We start from the raw sequence: 22,236 nt of genomic DNA, 5'->3' as shown, positions 1-22,236 counted from the left end.
CCGACGCCCCTCTCAGTTTGCAGTCCGATTGACCGGTGGGCTGTCCTCGTCACGTACCTGAATCCCGCGGGAACGAAGCGCCGCGGCGAACTTTGTCGGTGACACCCCGCTGTACGTCGCCGCTTCTTCTAGTGCGAGTGTTTCCCCGCGGTACAGTGTCAGCGCCGTAGTGAGGGACCTGTGTGACATTTTCGTCTACATAGATACAATTGCATCAATAGTATTAAACAATTTCGACTGATTCTAGACCATTCTGTCGATCAGAACACTCAAAATTGAGTGAACGTGAGTTTATTTACCATATGAATGTACATTCTCAAAGTAATGGGTGTGGTGTGACTGCCGGCCGCATACGCGGGGCTATCGGTAGGCACGGCTAGCAAAGTACAGGTGCTTGGTGACGGCAAAACGGGGGCGGTGTTCAGACGATGGAGCTCCAGGGACCCTTGATGACCCAGAACAAGCTCTGGTAGCCCGCGTACATGAACATCACGAGAGCAGCGACGATGGCCCCTTTCGGCCGTTCCAGCGGGATGTCACGGCGGGCTTCGACTTTTCGGGACTCGAACTCGAAGAAGTCAGTGATGACCGCACCGAGTACGAGCACGGACAAGACCATCCCGCCATGGTGGTGGAGCGTCATGTAGAAAAACGACAGCACGACCAGTGCGATGTTGGTGAACGTGTGTGCCGGGTGGCGGCTGATCGCGTCCGCGCCATCGTTTTCGTACTGTTTGACGTGGCTTCTATGGGCGAGTTGCCGCGTGAGGAAGTTTACAATTACCACTCCGAAGATGATGTACTCGATGAGGAACGAACCGCCGACTGTGGGGTTCCCCAGAATGGTATCCAGTGGCCCAAAGAGCGTTACGGATGGCTGCATATGCAAAGCTCTGTCCACCGTCCATTAGTGTCTTTCCAATCTCACTCGAATCTGGACCGGCTTTCGTCGACAACAGCGGTCCGGACGGGCGACCCGACCGAGATTGTGATACGCTCCTGATAGCTGACGGGGCGGGATATGCGGTCATCGACGAGCAACTCGACAGTCGCCTCGTCGCGCTCAATCGAAGCACTGAGTCCGTCGACAGGCAACACCCAGTGATCCGGGTCGGTTGCAAACGGTGCGATCGGTGCCACCACTGCCTGGTCCGACGGTGCCAGAATCGGACCGCCGACGCGGTGGGCATAGCCCGGTGAGCCGGCAGCCGTCGCGATTACGACACCGTCGGCCCGGAACTGTCCGATGCGGTCGGCTGTCGACGCGATAGTGAACTCAGAGATGCGAGCGGCGTCGGCGGTGACGAGAGTCACGTCCCAGAATGCCTGTTCGACCGTCCCGTCAGGCATTGTCACGTGGAGAACTGGATGCGTCTCAATCCGGGCATCAGCAAGTCCCGACACAGCGGCGACGGCGTCGTCGCGTGGCACTGACCGGACGCCGCGACCCGCTGCGACCGGTAACACGAGCGGGTCACCCTCGGCCCGTGCCACGGCAGCGACGGCGTCCTCACCAGCAGCGACGACTCGGTCGGTCTTCGGAACAGCGCCATCACGACCCCGTTCAACAGCCACGCCGGCGTCTCGAAGCACATCTGCCAGGGCGTCGTCACCGACTACACCAACGGGGGTTTCCATCATCTGAAACTCCGGGCCGGCGGAAAAAAACCTGCCGCACTTCGTGCAGCCGCGTCAAATATCGAGGCGACGGCGCGCGTATTCGACGAGAATCGGCATGTCAGAGAGGTGGGTTAGCTTCGCGATCGCCCGACGGTCGCCGCCGTTGATCTGCCTGAGGGTGTCCTGTCCGGTACTCCGGAGGTCATCCATCAGCTGGTCATACCGTTCGTTCGGGGCGAGATACAGCAGTTCCGTCATCATCAGGCGCGCGTTGTGTTTCGGGGCCACCTCGCTGTGCCAGAGCTGGTCGTAGACGGAGAGGTTCTCCGCCGACGTGTCGGGTTCGTCTGGCTTGAGCGCTGAGTCAGCCGTCGCGGCGGCAGCGCGGGCCGACTTCATCCCTTTGTGGATTCCCTCGCCCCATAGCGGGTCAACAGTCGGGACAGTGTCGCCGATAGCCATGAAGTTGTCCGTGCTCATCGAATCGGGTGGCTGGATGTGGGCCGACCCGCGGTGAGCTTGCGTGCCCTCGATCCGCTCGGCGTCGTCGAACCGGGGGTCCGAATCGAGCCAGTACTCCAGATAGTCGTCGATCCCCATCCCGTCTTTCGCGTACTTCTGGTGGGAGCCGTTCTGGATGTAACAAAGGCCCACTTTCGCCGTGTCTTCACCAGTGTGGAAAATCCAAGAGTAGCCACCTGGAGCGAGGTCGTGATCCAGACGGAGCATCATCGCGTCACGGAGGTCGGCGTAGTCGTCGTGGTCGACTTCGACGCCCTCAAACTCGTATTCGACGCCGATAGCCTGATGATTCCGCTGGAGGTTACACACGTCTAGTTCCTTCGCCAGCGGCGCGGCAGGGCCAGTGGCGTCGATGACGATGTCCGCGTACACCTCTTCGTCGCCGTCGTAGCGGACACCGACGATTTCCCCGTTCTCCATGATGGGGGCCGAAACGCGGGAGTCAAAGCGGTAGGTCGCGCCCTTGTCCCGCCCCTCCGAGACAAGCCACTGTTTGAACTCCGCGAACTCAAGAACGGCTCCGGTCTGGTTGCGGACGTAGTGGTCGTTAGGGGACTCAAGGACGACGTTGTCCGTGTAGTTCATTACCACGTCATCGGGAATCGCAAAGCCCGTCATCGCTGACATGAACGTCCCGGCGGTGGACTTGTTGCTCTGACGCGGGAACCCGTCTTCGGACTCGGTCTCGAGAACGAGCACCTCGTAGTTTCGCTCCGCTAGATCACGGGCACACTGCGCCCCAGCAGGCCCGGCTCCGGCTATTACCACGTCAAAGCGCTCGCGCATGGTTGTGGGTATTCCCTGTCGGTAATCAGTCTTTCCGAATACACCGAGGGCAGTCTCGAAAGGGTAAAGACGGCCCCACTACCATGACGGGAACACCCGGGGCGACATACAATGGTTCTCAAGACAGGCGCGGGCGTGCTCGCTGACAGGCGGCGACTGCCAACGGCGCTACGGGCGGTGCTGGGATACTATGCGGACACCGGCGTGTTCGACGCCGGCAGTCTCTCGCTGAAATCTGAGATCGACGACCGCACCGAGGCGATGGTCGACGACGTAACCGACCGCATCGAGGACGCCCTCGAAGACGAGTTCGGCTGGCCGGTCGAGTTCTCCTACGACACGAAGCTTATCCTGCCAGCACAGCTGACGCTGGGCTACATCTACCGCAATGCCCGTCAGCAGGCACCCGGCGATCCTGTCATCGATGCTATCGCCGACGGCGTGCCGACCGTCGACGAGACGGCGCTGGAACAGGGGCCAGCACAGGACCTTGCGCCCCGCGAGATGGTCGTCCGCGCGGAGCAGATGACTCGCCTCTCCATCGAGGCACTCATCGATGGCGACATGCGCGACGCGATCAACGACGACGAGTTCGAGGATTTCGAGGTTGACTTTGACGCGAGTGAAGCCGACCGCCGCCGCGTCGCCGAGGTCGCCCAGTCCGCGCTACAGTCCCACCTCGACGGCCTGTTGGAAGATATGCCGCCTGTTGTCGAGAACGCGTACCAGTGGGCCGTCGACTACAGCGAAGCGCACCAGAACCGCGACGACTACTTCCGGGAGCTGATGACTGCAGCCGAGGACGGTGATGCCGATGCCCTGACTGATATCCGCGAAGCATACAAATTTGCTGAGTACGACGAGGAGCCAGCGACCCTCACCGAGACAGAGAAGGGACTCCCCTACAGCAAGACCCAGTACGCTCGCGTGGGCGTCCTCTACGACGGGATGCTTGACCTCTATCGGCTCGCCGGCCTCGATATCGACGATGAGTTCGCGAAGGCCATCGTCCTCGCCATCATCGGCGCGCAGGTGTGGCTCGACGACGTGGACGACTACGACGACGACCGCGCTGAGGGGCAACTGACGCCTGTCACCGCCGAGTACCTGCTCGCGCCCGACGACGAAGCCGCCTATCGACGCGTCGTCGATGTGACCGAACAGTACCTTGATCTCGCGAAGTCGTATGCGACGGCCGCCGACTCGCCGCTGACCGGCGTCGCTGTCGAGTACATCTACCGCTCCGGCGACCCGGATGTCCTGCCTGGCAAGCCTGAGTAGGCACACGGGCGACATCGACACCAAGCACCAGAGTTTATATCCCGCCGCCCGCACCGAGATTTGAATGCTCCATTCGTGGGTGGGTAGGGTCGTCGCTATCTGTGGACTGCTGGCTGTGCTGTTTGCACTCATGGTCGGACTGGGGGCGACCACGCCCACTCCGGCACTGGGTGACTACCCCGATGGAAATGCGATGGCCCAGCATCCCGACACTCACGTTGGCGAATCTGTTCAGGTGACTGGCGCGGTGACTGGGACCGAGCCGGTCGAGATCGCCGTCGAGTACGAGTACGCTGCCAATGGTGAGTACCACAGCGGCACGCTCACGGTTACGGTCCAGAACATCGACAGAGCTGTCGCCGAAGGCGAATCGCTGCAGGTGTACGGGACGCTCGGCTCAGACCGGACCATCACCGCGGAGAACAGCGTGAGCGTGCCCGCGACAAATTACACTGCGATGTACCTCGTCTCTGCCATCGCCGGCCTGTGGACCCTCGGACGGCTAGTCTGTGGCTGGCGGCTGAACTGGCAAACGGGGGCACTGTGCCGGCGTGAGGAACCACTCCGGCCGATACAGACGCTCCGCACACGGGTGCAGGAGGTGCGTACCTGATGCCGGACCTGCTTTCGCACGCTTTCATCGCGTTCACCATCTGTACCCTCCTGTCGCTACGGTACGACTGGCTCACTGGGGAGTATGTCACTGTGGGTATGGCGGGCGCGTTCATTCCGGATATGGCGAAGATCATGATTCTTGTAGATGCTGCGGCCGTCGAGGCGGTGCTGGACACCCCGTTTGACTGGATGGGCGTCCACACGCTCGGTGGCGCGTTCGTCGCCGTCCTCGTAGGGGTAGTGGTCGTGAACCGCGCCGACCGACGGCGCGTGTTCGGTCTGCTGTCGCTCGGAGCGGCCAGTCACCTGTTTGCCGATTCGCTTCTGCTGAAGGCCTCTGGGCGGTCGTACGAAGTGCTGTGGCCCCTGACACAGTACCACCCGCCCACGCCGGGGCTCTATCTGAGTACGGACATCTGGCTCACCGGCGTCACTGGGGCTGTCGCGGTGGCAGCGTGGCTGTTCGCGGCCCGCTCGTGACTATACGGATCGGTCCACTTGCCAGTCCTGTGGCCATACTTCCCGGGATGACAACTGTATTAGTATTATATTCCTAACTGGTTTGTATGGCACTCAGTGCCCGGAACAATCTCAACAGAACGATTCGCTCAGTAACGATGGATGAAGTAATGGCTGAGGTTGTCATCGAACTGGACGGTGGCGAGACAGTCACGTCGACGATTACACGGGGGTCAGCCGACCGGCTCAACCTCGCCGAAGGCGACGAGGTGTCGGCGGTAATCAAGGCCAGCGAAGTGATGGTCAACAAGGACTGAAAACGGCGTCGGCGACGCGCTCGACCCGCTTACCGCTTCCCAAGCGCCGTCTCGAACACGCGCTGTGCTCGCTCGTAGGCGGCGTTCCGGTCGACGATTGGGTGGTAGTAGTCCGGGGCCAGTTCCTTGCGTTCGCCGTCTGAGAGCGTCGGCCAGTCGACGATCTTGTCCGCCGGAACGTCACGAAGTTCCGGCACGTACTCCGTAACGTAGTCCGCCCCACTGTCGTACTTGCTCATCTGTGCGACTGGGTCGAAGATCCGCACGTCCACTGAGTCTGTCCCGGTCGAGGCCGTCCATTGCCAGCTGGCGGCGTTGTTAGCTGGGTCGTGGTCGATCAGTCGCTTCCGGAAATGCCGCGCCCCCTCGCGCCAGTCGACGAGGAGATGCTTCGTGAGGAAGGACGCAACGTTCTGGCGCGGCCGGTTGTGGATGTATCCCTCCTGTTCGAGCTGGCGCATACCGGCGTCAACGAGCGGATACCCCGTCTCGCCGCGCTTCCAGGCCTCGAAGTTGTCTTCGTCGTTTTCCCACTGAATGTGGTTTGGGAACGACTTGTAGTTCTCCGACAGCAGTGTCGGGTTGTGGTACAGCAGGTGGTAGCTCTGTTCGCGCCACGAAAGCTCGTAGCGGTACTTCTGGATGTTCCGCTGGGCGTCGCCGGTGGCTTCGGTATGTCGGTCGGACGCATCGCGCCACATCTCGCGGATGCCGATCATCCCCGCCGCGAGGTACGGGGACATCCGTGAGATGGCGCTGGTCGGCCGCTCGACGGCGGCCCGCATATCATCCCGGGTGTCGTTGTACGTCTCGATGCCGCCGGTGAGGAAGTCGTCGTACCGCTGCCGTGCGCCCTCGTAGCCGGGCGTGGGTAAGTCGATATCTGTCTCAATGGTCGGCGCTGTCGTCGGGTCCGACACGTCGACGAGTGAATCCGAGTCCGGACTGCCGACCGGCGGTAGCTTGTGGTGAGCCTGCCAGTCGTCATAGAAGCAGCTGTGGTTCTCGTACTGACTATCGAGCCCTGCCGGGTCAACGAGCACGAGGTCAGTCAGCGATTTCGTCGGGAGCGCTTTGTCGACCCGCCGCTGGCGGTTCCGCCGCACGGGCCGGTAATGCTTGTTGTAGTACACCCGGTCGGCGTCGTACTCCTCGACGACGTCTGAGAGCACCTCAACGGCGCTCCCCTTCCTGACGAGCAGGTCCCCGCCGTGGTCCCGATACGCCTGTTTCAGCGCTCGGACACCGGCCAGCAGGAATGCTCGTTGCCGCTTCCCAACGTTTGCCAGCAGGTCCGTGTCGAGAACGTACACCGACAGTACTTCGTCGTCTGCGGCGGCAGCAGTCAGCCCCCGGTTGTCCGGTATCCGAAGGTCCCGCTGGTGCCAGAAAACATGCATACTATCTGTTAGGGATACCGGCATATGGGTCCAAACCCGATTCTATTGTGTGTGCGAACGAGAGTCACGATACCGGGCGCTTTGTCTCCCACATATTGCCAACCTACCGCGGCGAAGGTTTGCGAACAAGATAGCAGTACTGTGTGAAACTGAAAAACGTCTCTCCGGCGACCTCCTGCTCCCGTAGGTCGTCCGCCCAGGCCTGTGCCGCCATCCGCCCGATGGCTCCATGGCCAGCTGCATAGTCCTCGATGAACTGCATGAGATGATACGCGAACGTCCCCGCTTCGAGCCGACTGTTGACGATGGTGTTCGGTTCGACCCGGTCGACTGTCAGCCCAGCCTCACGGAGAACCGGGGCCAGACGGGAGCCGAGCCGTGGCTGCGGGCAGTGGTCGTCAAACGCCTTGAGGACGCGGGCCATTCGCTCGGGATCTGGACTGCGCCAGACAAGCGACGAAAAGTCCGCGTCACAGACGACAGCGGACCCGCCGGGTCGCAGGACACGGGCCAGTTCTGCAACTGCCGACGCAGGTGTTTCGAGGTACTCGAACACCTGCACCGCAACGGCCGCGTCGACCGATTCGTCAGCCACTGGAAGGTTGCCAGCGCCTCCCAGTGACACGGTCACCTGCGGGAGCGGGGCACAGCGTTCCCGGGCGAGTTCAAGCATCGACTTGCTCCGGTCGATACCGTGGACGTGTCCCGCATTGCCGACCGCCCAGCCGATCTCCGCCGGCTCGAAGCCCGGTCCACAGCCAATAGAAAGAACGGTGTCGCCTGGGTCAGGTGCGAGCAGGTCCCGGACTCGCTCCCGACGCGCCGCTGCGGCCGGTGTTCTGTATATCGCTTCCTCCTGCCGGGCTTCCGCCTCGTCGTAGTTGAGCGTGTCACCCATCTTCGTACAGTCCTCAGTCAGCTGTCATAAATAAAACCATTCAGCAGAGTTACATTCGCCACAACTCGCTGCCGGGATTCATTACTAAAAACGGCCCGTCCGGGCAGTCAATAGAAGCGCAGGTAGTATACGGCGACCGCAGGCCGCCGTTTCACCGGAATCGAGGCTGCAGCCTCGATTCCGGCCTTTTTACCGTAGATTTTTGCGCCGAGTGGTGCGCGAAGCGTACCCGAGGCGCAAAAAGGTACTTAGTAGAACTCGCGGACGAGGTCCATCGCGCCCTCGGGCGCGCCGTCCGGAATCTCGGCCATCGAGCCCTCGACGCCCTCACGCTCCTCGAAGGGAACGGAGTCCTCGTCCTGATATAGGACGCCCATGTACTCTTTCTCGCTTTCGAGGATCTTGTCCTTGGCCTGGTCGCGGTCCGACGGGTCGTGGTCGGACTCGTCGAGGTCCACGATGGCATCGCGGAAGTAATCGTAGGTGTCCACGTCGTTGAACGTCACACACGGCGAGTAGACGTTCACGAAGCCGAAGCCGTCGTGTTCGACGGCCTTCTGGACGATTTCGGCGTGTCGCTGTGCGTTCGAGGAGAACGACTGCGCGATGAACGTCGCACCGGAGGCCAGCGCCAGCGCCTTCGGATTGACCGGCGGCTGGTTCGGCCCGTCAGGCGAGGTCGAGGTTTCGAAGTCCTCGCGCGAGGTCGGCGAGGCCTGCCCCTTCGTCAGCCCGTAAATACGGTTGTCCATCACGACGTAGCTCATGTCGACGTTGCGTCGCACTGCGTGGATGAAGTGGCCGGCACCGATGGAGTACCCGTCACCGTCACCGCCCGAGACCATCACTTCGAGGTCCGGGTTGGCCATCTTCACGCCGATGCCCACCGGCAGGGCGCGGCCGTGGACGCCGTGGAGCGCGTAGCTGTGCATGTACGTCCCGATCTTACCGGAACAGCCGATACCGGCGACGATGAAGGTATTGTCGGGGTCGTTGCCCGTCTCTGCCAGTGCCTTCATCATGCCGTTCATCGTCCCGAAGTCACCGCAGCCGGGACACCAGGTCGGTTGCTTGTCGGATTTGAAGTCTGTGAAGCGAACGTCGGAGCTCATTGTGTTGCCTCCCGAGGTGTGGCAAGCGTTTGCTTGATCTCGGTTGCCAGTTCGTCTGCTTTGAACCGCACGCCGTTGTACTTGTTGATGCGCTGTACCCGTTCGAGGACGTCGTGTTCGATGACGTCCGCGAACTGGCCGGTGGCGTTACACTCGACGACGATGACGTCTTCTGCGGCTTCGATCTCTTCGGAGAGGTCCGGACGCGGGAAGATGTACGGCACCGAGAGGAACCGAACGTCGTAGCCGTCCTCTTCCAGCAGCGTCAGCCCCTCGCGCAGGGCGCCTTCGTTGGAGCCCCAGGAGATGACGAGCGTGTCGGCGTCGGGGTCGCCGAATTCGCGGTAGTCGAAGTCCTCCTGCTCGCGGGCGGTCTCGACTTTCCGCTGGCGCTTGTCGACCTGCTCGATACGCACGTCCGTGTCCTCGGTCCGGCGACCGAGTTCGTCGTGTTCGAGGCCGGTCGTCATGTGCGCGCCGTCGGTCGTGCCGGGGAACGCACGCGGTGAGACGCCGTCTGCGGCCGCGAAGTGGGCCTGGAAGCGGCCCTTCTCGTCCAGCCAGGCGTCAATCTCGTTCTCGTCGACGACTTTCCCGCGGTCGATTTCGACCTCATCCATATCGAAGGTCTCGGGCGAGAAGGTCTGTTCCGTCACGGCCATTGCGAGGTCCGAGACGAGGAAGACCGGCGTCTGGTACTTTTCGGCGAGGTTGAACGCCTCGACAGTCTTCCAGAAACACTCCGAGACGGTCGTCGGGGCGACGACGAACCGCGGAATCTCGCCGTGGCCGCCGTACAGCGTCATGTTGAGGTCGCCCTGCTCCTGTTTGGTCGGCATCCCGGTCGACGGACCGGAGCGCATCACGTCACAGATGACCAGCGGCGTCTCGCTGGTGGCGACAAGCCCGAACGTCTCGGTCATCAGGTCGATACCCGGACCGGATGTGGCGGTCATGGCTCGGGCCCCCGCGCGCGCCGCACCGAGAGCCATGTTGATGGCCGACAGTTCGTCCTCGGCCTGGACGACCTTCCCGCCGAACTGATCGACGCGGCCGGTCATGTACTCCATCACGTCCGTCGCCGGTGTGATGGGGTAGCCGGCGTAGAAGCGACAGCCGGCGGCGATAGCGCCCATGCCGATGGCCTCGTCGCCGTTGAGGAGCACGTAGTCCTCGTCCGTGGTCTCCATGTTGTAGTCGAACTCGCCGAACTCCTCTTGGACGTAGTGCTGCCCCTTCCGGGCGGCTTCCTTGTTGTTCTCGACGATGGCCTCGCCCTTGTCGCCGAAGCGCTTTTCGAGGCTTTCGTCGAGATTCTCGATTGGGAAGCCGGTGACCTCACACGCCGCACCGAGGGCGACGACGTTAAGCATGATGGCCCCACCCGCGTCCTCTGCGAGCCGTTTCAGCGGTACTTCGAGTGCCGTCGCGTCGCCGGGAACTTCCACGTCCTGCATCGTCGAGCGCTCGCCGTCGTAGATGATGACGGAATCCTCGTGGAGTTCGTCCTCGTTCTCGTGGATGGTGCGCTCTGTGAGTGCGATCAGGATGTCGAGGCGGTCGACGACACTCTCGACGCGGTCGACTGACGTCCGTACCTTGTAGGCAGTGTACCCGCCACGGATGCGGGAGGCGAAGTCCTTTGAGGTGAAAACGTGTCGACCAGCCCGAGAGAGTGCCTGCGCGAAAATCTTCCCGGTGGAGTCGATTCCATCGCCGGCTTCGCCGCCGATGGCCCAGTTCAGGTCCTCTGGCATTATATCCCTCGGGTAGCCAGCGTGGTAGGAAAAGCCTTCCGTAACCGCCCGCGCGCGCACTACTCGTCTTCGAGTGAATACCGGGGTAGTTTCGAGTGAAAAGCGGCATAATCACCCGTATGTTAGAAAATAGCGGCAATAAGATCTGCCGGACGGGAAACTCCGCGACCGTAACCCCCTTGCCCAGTCACGGCAACTCTCAGGTATGGATGAACAAGTCCTCGACGTGGTTGCCGTCCGAGATGTCGGGCCGGACACCGTGGCGATCGACTTCGAGACACCGGACACCTTCGACGCACAGCCCGGTCAGTTTGTCAAGCTGACGCTGGGCGTCGACGGGGAGGATATCTCGCGGTTCTACACAATCTCCTCGCCGACGGTCGATGAAGCGTTGGAGATTACCGTCGGTATCGACCCCGACGGCGAGCTAGCCCCCAGCTCGGCGCGCTCGAAGCGGGCGACGGTGTCCGCATCGCCGGGCCGTTCGGGTCGGATTATTACGAAGGCGAAAGTCGCGCTGTCGTCCTCGCCGGTGGTCCCGGTGTCGGTCCAGCCGTGGGTATCGCCGAGCGCGCGCTGGACGACGGCAACGAGGCCGCAGTCGTGTATCAGGACGATGCACCGGTCCACGAGGAGCGGCTGGACGCGCTCGCCGATGCCGGGGCGCTCGTCGCGGTCATCGGCAGCGAGGAGTCCCTGACCGAGCCAGTCGCCGACGCCGTCGAGGACGGCGGGCAGGTGTTCATTTACGGCTTCGCGGACTTCCTCGACGCCGCCACGGAAGCGCTGGAAGCTGCTGGGGTCAACACTGACGACGCGAAGGTCGAAAACTTCGGATAGGTCAGTCGAGTGCCGTTCGGGCGCTGTCTTATCGGCTGGCTCCCTACGATAGACCGCTGAGTAGCGGTATTATTGCTCCTCACCGGCGTCCGACGCTCGAACGGTCATCACCGGGACCGGCGAGGCTCGGACCAGTTTTTCGGCAACGCTGCCCAGTAGGTAGCGGTCGATGCCGGTGCGGCCGTGAGTTCCGATGACGACGAGGTCGGCATCAGCTTCCTCAATAGCGTCGAGGATGGCCCGATACGGGACGCCCTGTGTGATTGCTGTCTCAACGGTTTCGACTCCCAGCTTCGAGAGTCGGTCAGATGCATCCTCGACAGCATCCGTCGCGACCGACTCCAGTTCGTCAACGATAACGCTTGACCCGACATCGACACCGAGCGACCGCGTGTCCACGACCGAAACGAGACGAACAGTGGCATCGGTTGCGCTTGCGAGTGTGCCCGTCGGTTCGATAGCTGCCTCCGCGCCGCTACTGCCATCAGTTGGGAGCAGAATGTCGTCGAATGAGACGGTTCCCGGCTCCGCGTCGGCTTTGACAGAAAGGACTGGCACGTCGGCGAGGCGGACGACCTTTTCCGTAACGCTACCGAGGAGGAACCGCCGGACGCCGGTTCGGCCGTGCGTTCCCATGACAATGAGATCGATACCGGTCTCGTCGGCGTAGTCGAGAATCGCGTCATGAACGACTCCTTCGCGGACGGCGGGGGTAACAGACAGATCCTCGGTGTCGACGTGGTCGGCCTGGGACTCGATGAAGGCTTCCGCCGGGGAGTCGCCGTCGTAGTCCCAGTCGTCCGTCGGTCCGTGCTCATCAACGACAGAGAGGACGTGGACAGTGGCGTCGTGAGTGCTTGCAAGCGTCGCGGCGGCCTCAAACGCGCGCTCGGAACCGGGACTTCCGTCGGTCGGCACGAGGATACTATCGAACATCGGTTGGTGTCGCTGTTCACCGCCGCCGGTGATAAAGTATCGTGGCGGATGGAGGAACTGGCCGGGAGACGGCGACGGTGGTGCCACAAGAACAGAACAAAGCCTATAACAATCGGATGCCAACTTCTCCCATGCGCGAGGCAAGTCGGACGACGCGCCAGCGCATCGCTGACCAACTACGCGACGAAGCGATGGCCGCCGGGACAATCGCGAACGAGTTCGAAATACAGACCAGCGACGCGCTCACGCACGTAGAGCATATCTCGAAATCTCTGGAATCGACCGACGAACAGCTCCTCGTTGCTCCACCCGAGTGCGAGGAGTGCGGCTTCACGGACTTTGATGACCTGACGAACCGACCGAGTCGATGCCCAGAGTGCAAATGCGAGGCCGTCTCGGAGCCGGCGTACCGGATCAGCTGACAGGAGAACGACTCCCAGCGGCATCGGTTCTGTGCGCTCAGTTCCCGGAGAAGCCGATGCGACCGCGCGACGAGAGGTCGTGGTCGCCGGACGGCCCCTGATTTTCGAACTCATAGCGCTCGTCGGTCAGGTAGACGTCACCGTCCTCGGTAGTGATAGCGACTTCCTCCAGCACCGCCCCCTCGCAGGGGCCGTAGTTACACAGCCCCGAATCGGATTCGAACGTCGCCCCGTGTTTCTCACACACGAGTTGCCCATTGCGAACCGTCGCCCCACTGCCTTTGTCCAGTCGGACATCTGTCCAGTGTGGACAGTAGTTCTCGAACGCGACGACCGCGTCGGACAACTCGACAATAATCGCTTCCTTCGTGTCGAACCCGTCGCGAACAGTGAACAGAAACGTTCCGTCATCAGGTACCTCTTCCAGCGCGACGATACGGCTGTCCTCGTCCATACTACACACAGGTAAGGAAGTAAGGCGTTTCAAACCGCCGGTCCCGGCCCTATTCTCGTATCGAAGGGACGACGCTAGGACCGAGTCGGCCTCAGTAGTGTCGCTCCTCGATTCGCTCGTCGAACAGCCGCTGGAGGAGCTTTGTCATCGGTCCGCTTCCCACGGAGATGCCGTCGACGGTCGCAATGGGGCGGATCTCCCACGTCGAGTTAGTGAGAAACGCCTCATCGGCGTCGCGCAGGGCATCGAGCGAGTAGTGGCCGGTTTCGACGGGGAAATCCTCGCCTCGGGCGATGTCCATCACCACGTCGCGGGTAACGCCCGGTAGCAGGTCGAGGTCCGTACTCGGTGTCCGGAGACCGTTGTCCGTGACGAAAAAGAGGTTGCTCGTCGCTCCTTCGGCCAGATTCCCATCCGTGTCCCGGATGAGACACTCGTCGGCTGGTTCGCCGCCGGCGGCGGCTTTCCGGAGTTCCAGCCGCCCGAGAATCCCGTTGAGATAGTTGTGCGTCTTCGCGTCCGCCGGGACGGCCTCGCTGGGAATCCGCCGGGTCCTGATCGTCTGGACCGACGCCGGTTCGTCCCAGACACGCTCGCCGTCAAGGCCGCCCCGTGGCAGTCCCTTACAAATGACGACGACTGTGGGGTCAACGTCGCTCCCTGGCGTCAGCTTTCCGGGCTGGACGCCCCGCGTGACAGATAGCCGGACGTACGCCTCCTCCAGATCGTTAGCCGTGAGCGTCTCGTCAACGCGCTCCCGGAGGTCACCGGGCACGGCGTCGGCGAAGCCCAGCGTCTCGGCCGTCCGCCGGAGGCGGTCGCGGTGGGCGTCCCACCGGAACGGCTCGCCGCCGTAGGCCCGAAGCGTCTCGAACGCCGCGTCGCCGTACATGAACCCGCGGTCGCGCACCGATACCGTCGCCTCGTCCTCGGGGACGAGCGTTCCGTTTACGTGGTATTGCATAGCAGGCAGAAGTTCTCGATCATGGTCTTTCCGTGGTCGGTCAGGATGCTTTCGGGATGGAACTGGACGCCGATATGCGGGCGGTCGTTGTGGCGGACGCCCATGACGACCTGCGACTCGTCAGTGCCGTCGGCAGTGGCAGCGTCGGCTGACTCCGGTACCGTAGCGGCTCCAGCGTCCTCGTCACTGACGGTGTACGCTGTCTCGGTCAGCACGTCGGGGAGGTGCTCGCGGTCGACCGCCAGCGAGTGGTAGCGACCGACGTCGAACGAGTCCGGAATATCTTCGAACACACCAGTACCGTCGTGGGTAACCGACGAAGATTTGCCGTGGACGACCGCCTCGGCGTGGCCGACTGGTGCACCATTGGCCGCACACAGCGCCTGGTGGCCGAGACAGACTCCCAGCGTCGGGTACTCCAACTCTTCGAATGTCGGCATCGAGACGCCCGCCTCCTCGGGCGTCCCCGGCCCCGGCGAGACGACGATGCCGTCGGGGTCCATCTCCTGGATACCTTCGACATCAATGGCGTCGTTGCGCCGGACGATGACATCGTCCTCAGTCCCGCCGAGGCGGAGGACCACCTCGCCGACGTACTGGACGAGGTTGTACGCGAAGGAATCGTAGTTGTCGATGACCAGCACGGTCGGAGCCAGCGAGTCCGCCGGGCCACTCCCATCGCCGGTGTTGCCGGCATGGGGACCACTCATTGCTGTTCCTCCATCGCTAGGTCGACGCGCCGCCCCAGCGCCTCGTCAACGGCGTTGACGAGCGCGCGGCCCTTGTCCAGCGTCTCCTGATACTCGCTGTCGGGGTCCGAATCGTGGACCACGCCGGCACCGACGCGGAGGTGGTACTCCTCAGCGTACCGAACCAGCGTTCTGATAACGATGTTCAGCGTCGCCCGGCCGTCGAAGCCGAACAGGCCGATAGAGCCGGTGTACGGTCCCCGTCGCGTGGCCTCGACCTCGTCGATAATCTCCATCGTCCGGGGTTTGGGCGCACCCGTGATGGTGCCGCCGGGGAACACCGCGGCAATGGCGTCCTGCAGCGACGCGCCGTCACGGAGTCGGCCTTCGACGACAGAAACGAGGTGCATCACCTCTGAGTAGCGGTCGACGCGGCGGTAGTCCGACACCTCGACGCTCCCGAATTTGCTCACTTTCCCGAGGTCGTTGCGTTCCAGGTCGACGAGCATCGCGTGCTCGGCCCGTTCCTTCTCGTCGTCGAGCAGGTCCCCCTCCAGTCGGTCGTCGGCCTCAGGCGTCTCGCCACGCGGCCTGGTACCGGCGATGGGTTCGGTCTCGATCCGGTCGCCGTCACGGTGCAAGAGGAGTTCTGGACTGGCACTGACGAGGTCGACGCCGGGGAACTCAAGCAGTGCGGAGTACGGTGCAGGGTTCACAGTTCGAAGTGCGTCGAAGGCCTCGACCGGGTGGACTGCGGCGGGTGCGCGGAGGCGTTGTGAGACGTTCGCCTGGAACGTGTCGCCCTCGCGGATGGACTGCTTGACTGTTTGGACCCGATTAGCAAACGACTCGCGCGTGCAGTCACTCTCGAAGGTCGCTTCGTCGGCCTCAACCGGCGGGTCCTCGACGGCAGGGTCGCCCTGCACGGCCGCCCGTGCGAGGTCAAGGGCATGTTGCTTGCCGAACTCGTAGGCTGAGTTCGGGTGTCTCGAAATCACCGACCCGCGGACAGGCTGTCACGCGCAGCGTCACCGACTCACCGCGGGGTTCCTCCCAGGCGGCGAAGCGGTCGTATCGAGCTATCTGTAAGTTCGGGAGCGCACGGTCGGCGTCGGCACTGTCGGGCAGGGACTCCAGTTCCCGTGCCACGTCGTATGAGAGCCACCCGACGGCCCCGCAGGGATACGGTATGTCGCAGTCACCGCGAACCAGCTGTTCGCCGTCGAGAAACTCAGTCAGTGCGGCGAGGGTGTCACCCGCTCTCGGGTCGACTTCGCGGAAGTCCGCCGGAGCGGTCCCGAAGTAGCCCCACCCAGACTGGCCGCCGGTGGTCGCCAGATACACGCCGCCGGTCTCATCGCGCGCCCGGCGGTAGGCGAGAAACGGGTCATCAACGTCCACTCGAACCTCGACAGGGACGCGCGCCTCTGCGGGCGCGTCGGCTGCGAGGTCGGTGAACGTAGTCCGGTCGGTTTCGACCGTTGGCATTACCGAACGAAAACAGTGCGGCGACTAATTCCCTTGCGGTTCGGCGCAAAAAGATGGACCGCCAGTGGTCTTAGAAGTCTTCGGCCCGCTCGATCCAGCCCGAAACACGGCTCTCTGAGAGGTCGGTGTCCGCGGCGATGTCTGCTGCATCCGCAGCGGCCAGTTCGCCCACTGTCTCGATACCAATATCCGCGAGTCGGTCGGCGTAGGCGGGGCCGATTCCCTTGATGTCCGTGACGGGGGCAGTACTTCCCTCGTCCTCGGTCCCGGCTGCGTCTTCGTCGTCAGCCTCGGCCGGGTCCTCGTCAGCGGTGGCCGCCGAGTCGCTGGCTTCGTCGTTGGCCGCCGTTTCTGGCTCGGTGTCTGTGGAGGAATTATCGGTCGCAGATGCCGATTCGTCGTCGGTGGTGGCCGGTGACGCGGCAGTTTCCGATTCGTCTGTCTGAGCAGGTGTCGCACTCCCATCCCCTGATTCAGTACCGTCCCCAGCCGCGGTATCAGATGTGTGGGTCTCGGTAGTCGTCGCGGTGTTCGTCCCTTTCACAGCGTCTTCGTCTTCAGTAGAGGGCTCTCGCTCGACGGTCACGTCCACGTCGCGATTGGTTCCCGACGTGGATGACCCAGTCCCGTCAAGCCCGAGGGCGGATTTCAATTTCTGAAGCAGACCCATACGTGAACGTATTTATCCCCCACACAAATCTCTTGCTGGTGACCGCTCCGCTACAGGTGTTCGCGCAACTGGTCGTTCATCCTGCCCACGGGCGCGTCCTCGCCAGTCCAACGTTCAAACGCCTCAACCCCCTGATACAGGAGCATCCACGCGCCGTCAACAGTCGTCGCGCCAGCGGCCGCCGCGTCCTGTAGCAGGCGGGTCTCGATCGGCGTGTACACCGCATCGAGCACCGCGAGGCCGCTGTGTAGCGCGTCGGTGGGAACCGGCGTCTCGTCTTCCTCCATCCCAACGCTGGTACAGTTGACGAGGATGTCGGCGTCCGCAAGCAGGCCGGAGAGCGATTCGAGCCCATGGCCGGACGCGTCCGGGACCTCGTCGGCGAGTGCGTCGGCTTTTGACTCGGTACGGTTTGCGACCCGCACCGACAGTCCCTCATCGGCGAGGCCGAACGCGACCGCTCGCCCCGCACCGCCGGCCCCGACGACGACCGCCGTGCCCGACAGCGACACGTCGTGGTGGTCCAGCGCTCGGACTGCACCGATCGCGTCGGTGTTGTAGCCCGTCGGTGTCCCGCCGTCAAAGGCGACAGTGTTGACCGCACCAATGCGCTCGGCGAGCGGCGCGGGGTTAACGGCGTCTGAGCACGTCCTGCTTGAACGGAATCGTGACGTTGAGGCCGTCGACTCCGAGCGTCTCTGCCGCTTCGATGGCTTTGGTACCAGAGTCCGCTGGTGGTTCGAACGTGACGTAGCGTGCAGCAAGTCCCAGTGCCTCGTAGCCTGCCTCGTGCATCGGCGGCGATAGCGAGTGCCCGACCGGGTTGCCGATGAGTCCGTAAACGTCCATATCAACGCCAGCGCGCCCCGGTCGTATCAACGCCACGCTCTGTGGGAAGCACGGCCTCGGGCCGACACTTTCGCAAGCTTTTCAGCCGAACCCAGCCACACTTCCGACAGTGAGTCGTTTTCGCCATCCACTGATGCAAGTCGCAGTCGCGCTGGCCCTGACTGTCGGCTGGATTTACTTATTCATTTCCGGCATCGAGGTCGGGAACGTGACCACCGTCGCAGTCAGTGGGCTCGCCGTCCTCGGGGCGTCGTTCCTCCTGGCCTGGGGCGCTGAAACCGCCGAGAAAGACGTACCGAGGGCGTTCGCTATCGCTGTTCTCGCTATCCTCGCCGTGGCTCCCGAGTACGCCGTCGACGCGCTGTACGCCTGGAACGCCGGGGCTGGTGGTGCGACAACGGAAGCCTGTCGCCAGTTCACGGCGGCAGAAATCGAGTCCGCGACCGGGGGGCTTGCTCGCGCCTGTCACGACGCAAACCTCGCGATTGCGAACATGACCGGCGCGAACCGCATCCTCATCGGCATCGGCTGGGCGGGCATCGCTGTGTTCACCGTCTGGCGCGCCGCAAAGACGCGGGACCCCGCAGTCACGAAACGCGATGGCTTCCTGAAAGACGCCGTCCAGCTTGACACCGACATCGCAACCGAGATTTCTTTCCTCTTTCTGGCGACGCTGTGGGCGTTTCTCGTCCCTCTTGGCGGCGGTATCGGTATCCTCGATACGCTGTTCCTGGTCGGCCTCTACGTCGCGTACATCGGCCTCGTGCTCAAGTCCGACATCGAACACAGCGAGCACACTGTGGGCGTGCCAAAGTACTTCCAGGAGTGGTCGCTGCCGTGGCGGCCGCTCGTCGTCCTAGTGCTGTTTGGCTACTCTGGCGCGATGATATTCACTGCAGTCGAGCCGTTCGCCCACGGCCTCGAAGAGATCGGCGTCGCGAACGGCATCCCCGAGTTCTTCATGATCCAGTGGGTTGCTCCGCTGGCCAGTGAGTCACCCGAACTCATCGTCGTCGCCGTGCTGGTCAACAAAGCCCGGTCGACCGCCGGGTTCAACGCCCTCATCTCCTCGAAACTCAATCAGTGGACGCTGCTCATCGGGACCATCGCGGTGGTGTACTCAATCGCGCTCGGCGGGTACGGTGTCCTGCCGTTCGACGCCAGACAGGGCGCGGAGATCTGGATTACAGCGGCCCAGTCCTTCTTCGCGCTCGCCATTCTGGTCAACTTCGAGATCAGTATCCGCGAAGCAGTCGGACTGTTCGCGCTGTTCATATCACAGGTGGTCCTAGAGTTCGTCATCATCAGGGACCTCATCGCTGTGCCGATATCGAGTCACGACCTCCTGCTGGCGTATACGGGCCTCTACGTCGCCCTCGGTGTGGGACTGTTCGTCCAGCGCCGCAAGGCGCTGAAACATCTATTCGGACTGGCCGGTGACGCTGTCCGGTCCGCGATGGGCCGTGAACCAGTCCATCTGGAGAACGCCGATTGATGCTTGGAATCGTTGTCTCACATGCCGACGCGGCGTCGACTCACATCGGGGAGCACCTTCGCACCCTGCGGGGCTGGGAGCCAAGCGTCGACGAGACGCGACCCGCTTCCGAGGGCGGCGGCACGGTGTACCGAACAGACAGCGTCGAACTCCGCGAGTTCGAGGCGTTACATTTGGACATCGAAAACGTCGCGGCGGCGTTTGACGATCTAGACCTGCTGGTGTTCGCTTCAAAACACGCCGGCGAGACGGACGAACTCCTGACGGCTCACCACACTGGGAACTTCGGCGTCGCGGAGTACGGCGGCGAAGACGGGCAGTTCGCCCGCGCCTGTCCCGGTGCTCACAAGGCCGTGGTGTCAGCGCTCCAGCGCCACGCCCCGCCGGACTACGAGGTTGGGATGGAGTGTACGCACCACGGCCCGACAGACGTCGGCGTCCCGTCGATGTTCGTCGAAGTCGGCAGCGCGGAGCCACAGTGGGAGGACCCTGACGCCGCCGAAGCCGCCGCCAGAGCGATACTGGACCTCGCCGACGAACCGGCTGACAGGCCACGTGAGAACGGGACGCGCCGCCACCTCCTCGGCGTCGGCGGCGGCCACTACGCCCCGCGGTTCGAGCGGGTCGTCCGTGAGACGGACTGGGCGGTCGGCCACCTTGCCGCCAACTGGTCGTTAGACGCGCTGGCGGAGTGGGCCGACAGCGACGAGGAGCACGACACCGTTCTCGACCGCGCCTTCCGGGCCAGCGCGGCCGACTACGCCCTCATGGAGGGCGACCGGCCGGACCTCACGGCTGCCATCGAGTCGCTGGGCTACCGCGTCGTCAGCGAGACGTTCGTTCAGGAGACGACCGGTGTCGACCTTGGCCTCGTCGAGACGCTGGAAGACGCTGTCCGGCCGGTCGACGACGGGCTCAGGTTCGGGGAGCTCGCACCCGGATACGATGGCGAGTGGACCGTACTCGACCTCCCGGACGAACTGATCTCGGACGTGCGCGGCATCGATAGTGCGGCATTGCGTGAGACTATCGACCGCCAGTCTATCGCGTACGCGACCGAGCAAAACGGCACCGTGCTCACCGGACCGATTGTCTGTCCAGCGATGACGGAGCTAGAAGCGGTCGTCGACCCGCTCGTCGAAATTCTCGAACGGCGCTTCGACAGCGTCGAGCGAAACGCGGACGAACTCATTGCCCGCGAGACAGCGTTCGATCCGGACCTCGCGCGAACTGCTGATATCCCTGAAGGACCGAAGTTCGGGAAACTCGCCTCGGGCGAATCGGTCGAAATCGATGGCGAAGAGATCAACCCGAAGCGGTTCCAGCGCGAGCGTATACGTCGATATACGTTGTGAACACTGGCGCGTTAGCCGCCGAAGCTGGCACTCAATACGTCAGACGAGCGTCAGACACAGGGGGAAAACTAATAACTATTCGTCTGCAAGGACGCTTTAAATTATGGATTCGATAATTGACGACGCTATCGACGAGGCAGAACAAGACGGGGAGGACGCGGCTGGTGGAACCGTCGACGAAACGACATCGACGCCGTCCCAAGACATGTCCACATCGGGGACGATGTCCGACGAGGAACTGGCAAGCGTCGTCAAAGATCTGGAGACGAAGATTACGGTCGTCGGCTGTGGTGGCGCTGGCGGGAACACGGTCACCCGGATGATGGAGGAGGGCATCCACGGGGCCAAACTCGTCGCCGCAAACACCGACGCACAGCACCTTGCCGACGAGGTGGCCGCCGACACCAAGATTCTCATCGGCCGCAAGCGTACCGGTGGCCGCGGCGCGGGCTCCGTTCCGAAAATCGGCGAGGAGGCCGCACAGGAAGATATTGAGGACATCCAGCAGTCTATCGACGGTTCAGATATGGTGTTCGTCACCGCCGGCCTCGGCGGCGGAACCGGGACTGGCGCGGCCCCGGTCGTCGCACAGGCCGCGCAGGAAGCTGGCGCACTCACCATTTCTATCGTCACGATTCCCTTCACCGCGGAGGGTGAGCGCCGCCGTGCGAACGCCGACGCTGGCCTCGAACGACTCCGTTCGGTCTCCGATACGGTCATTGTCGTACCGAATGACCGCCTGCTTGACTACGCGCCGTCGATGCCGCTGCAGGATGCGTTCAAAATCTGTGACCGCGTGCTGATGCGCTCGGTCAAGGGCATGACCGAACTGATTACCAAACCCGGCCTCGTTAACGTGGACTTCGCCGACGTTCGGACCATCATGGAGAACGGCGGTGTCGCGATGATCGGGCTCGGCGAATCAGACTCCGAGAATAAGGCACAGGACTCTATCCGCTCGGCACTCCGCTCCCCGCTGCTGGACGTGGAGTTCGACGGCGCGAACTCGGCGCTCGTCAACGTCGTCGGTGGCCCCGACATGAGCATCGAAGAAGCAGAGGGTGTCGTCGAGGAGATCTACGACCGTATCGACCCTGACGCTCGTATCATCTGGGGTGCGTCGGTCAACAACGAGTTCGAGGGCAAGATGGAGACGATGATCGTCGTCACTGGTGTCGAGAGCCCACAAATCTACGGCCAGAGTGAGGCCGAACAGGAGAAGGCCGCACAGCAACTCGGCGAAGACATCGACTACGTCGACTAAACTGCCTCGTCGTCTCAGTTCTTTGTTTCTCCGTAACTACCGT

The 22,236-nt window shown here is 62.9% G+C and carries 21 protein-coding genes and 3 pseudogenes; 9 read left to right on the top strand and 15 right to left on the bottom strand.

From position 1 onward, the window contains the following. Positions 1–12 precede the first annotated feature (12 nt). From ACODNH_RS17335 to ACODNH_RS17320, 4 genes are all read right to left on the bottom strand, one after another. On the bottom strand, positions 13–189 hold the full coding sequence (locus ACODNH_RS17335) for a DUF7317 family protein (RefSeq protein ID WP_434530650.1): 177 nt from the start codon (positions 187–189) through the stop codon (positions 13–15). 232 nt (positions 190–421) lie between these two features. Further along, a complete protein-coding gene (locus ACODNH_RS17330) occupies positions 422–883 on the bottom strand; it encodes a DUF7313 family protein (protein WP_306706416.1) in 462 nt (153 codons plus the stop codon). A gap of 41 nt (positions 884–924) precedes the next feature. Further along, positions 925–1,638: an ATP-NAD kinase gene (locus ACODNH_RS17325; RefSeq protein WP_306706414.1), complete on the bottom strand. Its 714-nt coding sequence runs from the start codon at positions 1,636–1,638 to the stop codon at positions 925–927. Between the two features lie 54 nt (positions 1,639–1,692). Next, the gene (locus tag ACODNH_RS17320) at positions 1,693–2,928 is read right to left on the bottom strand and encodes a digeranylgeranylglycerophospholipid reductase (protein ID WP_306706412.1); all 1,236 of its coding nucleotides are present in this window, start codon (positions 2,926–2,928) and stop codon (positions 1,693–1,695) included. A gap of 111 nt (positions 2,929–3,039) precedes the next feature. Here ACODNH_RS17320 and ACODNH_RS17315 point away from each other — a divergent pair, with 111 nt between their 5' ends. The 4 genes from ACODNH_RS17315 (at position 3,040) to ACODNH_RS17300 (ending at position 5,600) form a co-directional block, all read left to right on the top strand. Then, positions 3,040–4,209, top strand: coding sequence for a hypothetical protein (locus ACODNH_RS17315; protein ID WP_306706410.1), 1,170 nt, complete (start codon positions 3,040–3,042; stop codon positions 4,207–4,209). 64 nt (positions 4,210–4,273) lie between these two features. Then, positions 4,274–4,822 (top strand): hypothetical protein, encoded by a 549-nt coding sequence (locus ACODNH_RS17310; protein ID WP_306706407.1) that lies wholly within the window; start codon positions 4,274–4,276, stop codon positions 4,820–4,822. After that, complete coding sequence (locus tag ACODNH_RS17305) at positions 4,822–5,304, top strand: metal-dependent hydrolase (protein ID WP_306706405.1); 483 nt, start codon at positions 4,822–4,824, stop codon at positions 5,302–5,304. The genes ACODNH_RS17310 and ACODNH_RS17305 overlap by 1 nt, the downstream gene beginning before the upstream one ends. An 86-nt stretch (positions 5,305–5,390) precedes the next feature. Then, a complete protein-coding gene (locus tag ACODNH_RS17300) occupies positions 5,391–5,600 on the top strand; it encodes a TOBE domain-containing protein (RefSeq protein ID WP_306706403.1) in 210 nt (69 codons plus the stop codon). 29 nt (positions 5,601–5,629) lie between these two features. Here ACODNH_RS17300 and ACODNH_RS17295 read toward each other — a convergent pair whose 3' ends face one another. The 4 genes from ACODNH_RS17295 to ACODNH_RS17280 form a co-directional block, all read right to left on the bottom strand. After that, positions 5,630–7,000, bottom strand: coding sequence for a cryptochrome/photolyase family protein (locus ACODNH_RS17295; protein WP_306706401.1), 1,371 nt, complete (start codon positions 6,998–7,000; stop codon positions 5,630–5,632). A gap of 103 nt (positions 7,001–7,103) precedes the next feature. Continuing rightward, a complete protein-coding gene (locus ACODNH_RS17290; RefSeq protein ID WP_306706399.1) occupies positions 7,104–7,898 on the bottom strand; it encodes a class I SAM-dependent methyltransferase in 795 nt (264 codons plus the stop codon). Between the two features lie 248 nt (positions 7,899–8,146). Next, positions 8,147–9,010 carry a 2-oxoacid:ferredoxin oxidoreductase subunit beta gene (locus ACODNH_RS17285; protein ID WP_306706397.1) on the bottom strand — a complete coding sequence of 288 codons (864 nt, stop codon included), beginning with the start codon at positions 9,008–9,010 and terminating at the stop codon, positions 8,147–8,149. Then, the gene (locus ACODNH_RS17280; protein ID WP_306706395.1) at positions 9,007–10,767 is read right to left on the bottom strand and encodes a 2-oxoacid:acceptor oxidoreductase subunit alpha; all 1,761 of its coding nucleotides are present in this window, start codon (positions 10,765–10,767) and stop codon (positions 9,007–9,009) included. The genes ACODNH_RS17285 and ACODNH_RS17280 overlap by 4 nt, the downstream gene beginning before the upstream one ends. A 205-nt stretch (positions 10,768–10,972) precedes the next feature. On the opposite strand from ACODNH_RS17280, the pseudogene ACODNH_RS17275 reads away from it, so the two are divergent. Further along, positions 10,973–11,607: pseudogene (locus tag ACODNH_RS17275) on the top strand (FAD-dependent oxidoreductase). A 69-nt stretch (positions 11,608–11,676) separates the two neighbouring features. Here ACODNH_RS17275 and ACODNH_RS17270 read toward each other — a convergent pair. Beyond that, entirely contained in the window at positions 11,677–12,543 is an 867-nt protein-coding gene (locus ACODNH_RS17270; RefSeq protein ID WP_434530649.1) for a universal stress protein, read from the bottom strand. Positions 12,544–12,674: 131 nt separating this feature from the next. Between ACODNH_RS17270 and ACODNH_RS17265 the strand changes: the two genes are divergently transcribed. Continuing rightward, a complete protein-coding gene (locus ACODNH_RS17265) occupies positions 12,675–12,965 on the top strand; it encodes a transcriptional regulator (protein ID WP_004592932.1) in 291 nt (96 codons plus the stop codon). Positions 12,966–13,002: 37 nt separating this feature from the next. Here ACODNH_RS17265 and ACODNH_RS17260 read toward each other — a convergent pair whose 3' ends face one another. The 6 genes and pseudogenes from ACODNH_RS17260 to ACODNH_RS17235 all read right to left on the bottom strand — a co-directional run bounded on the left by ACODNH_RS17260 (position 13,003) and on the right by ACODNH_RS17235 (position 18,079). Continuing rightward, on the bottom strand, positions 13,003–13,419 hold the full coding sequence (locus ACODNH_RS17260; protein ID WP_306706386.1) for a Rieske (2Fe-2S) protein: 417 nt from the start codon (positions 13,417–13,419) through the stop codon (positions 13,003–13,005). A gap of 91 nt (positions 13,420–13,510) precedes the next feature. Further along, positions 13,511–14,383, bottom strand: a complete 873-nt coding sequence (locus ACODNH_RS17255) for an aminotransferase class IV (protein WP_306706383.1) — start codon at positions 14,381–14,383, stop codon at positions 13,511–13,513. Next, positions 14,368–15,093: an anthranilate synthase component II gene (locus tag ACODNH_RS17250; RefSeq protein ID WP_306706381.1), complete on the bottom strand. Its 726-nt coding sequence runs from the start codon at positions 15,091–15,093 to the stop codon at positions 14,368–14,370. The genes ACODNH_RS17255 and ACODNH_RS17250 overlap by 16 nt, the downstream gene beginning before the upstream one ends. Next, positions 15,090–16,560: pseudogene (gene pabB, locus ACODNH_RS17245) on the bottom strand (aminodeoxychorismate synthase, component I). Before pabB ends, ACODNH_RS17250 begins: the two are co-directional and overlap by 4 nt. A gap of 70 nt (positions 16,561–16,630) precedes the next feature. Beyond that, the gene (locus tag ACODNH_RS17240; RefSeq protein ID WP_306706376.1) at positions 16,631–17,230 is read right to left on the bottom strand and encodes a helix-hairpin-helix domain-containing protein; all 600 of its coding nucleotides are present in this window, start codon (positions 17,228–17,230) and stop codon (positions 16,631–16,633) included. A gap of 50 nt (positions 17,231–17,280) precedes the next feature. Continuing rightward, positions 17,281–18,079, bottom strand: a pseudogene (locus ACODNH_RS17235) (shikimate dehydrogenase). A 133-nt stretch (positions 18,080–18,212) separates the two neighbouring features. On the opposite strand from ACODNH_RS17235, the gene ACODNH_RS17230 reads away from it, so the two are divergent. The 3 genes from ACODNH_RS17230 to ftsZ all read left to right on the top strand — a co-directional run bounded on the left by ACODNH_RS17230 (position 18,213) and on the right by ftsZ (position 22,193). After that, positions 18,213–19,574 (top strand): sodium:calcium antiporter, encoded by a 1,362-nt coding sequence (locus ACODNH_RS17230; protein WP_306707485.1) that lies wholly within the window; start codon positions 18,213–18,215, stop codon positions 19,572–19,574. Next, positions 19,574–20,929, top strand: coding sequence for a D-aminoacyl-tRNA deacylase (locus ACODNH_RS17225; RefSeq protein WP_306706372.1), 1,356 nt, complete (start codon positions 19,574–19,576; stop codon positions 20,927–20,929). Before ACODNH_RS17230 ends, ACODNH_RS17225 begins: the two co-directional genes overlap by 1 nt. 103 nt (positions 20,930–21,032) lie before the next feature. After that, positions 21,033–22,193: a cell division protein FtsZ gene (gene ftsZ, locus ACODNH_RS17220; RefSeq protein WP_004592941.1), complete on the top strand. Its 1,161-nt coding sequence runs from the start codon at positions 21,033–21,035 to the stop codon at positions 22,191–22,193. Positions 22,194–22,236: the final 43 nt, after the last annotated feature.

This window comes from Haloarcula sp. NS06, from assembly GCF_051122755.1.
Lineage (GTDB): Archaea > Halobacteriota > Halobacteria > Halobacteriales > Haloarculaceae > Haloarcula.
This window is presented reverse-complemented; position numbering and strand designations above follow the sequence as displayed.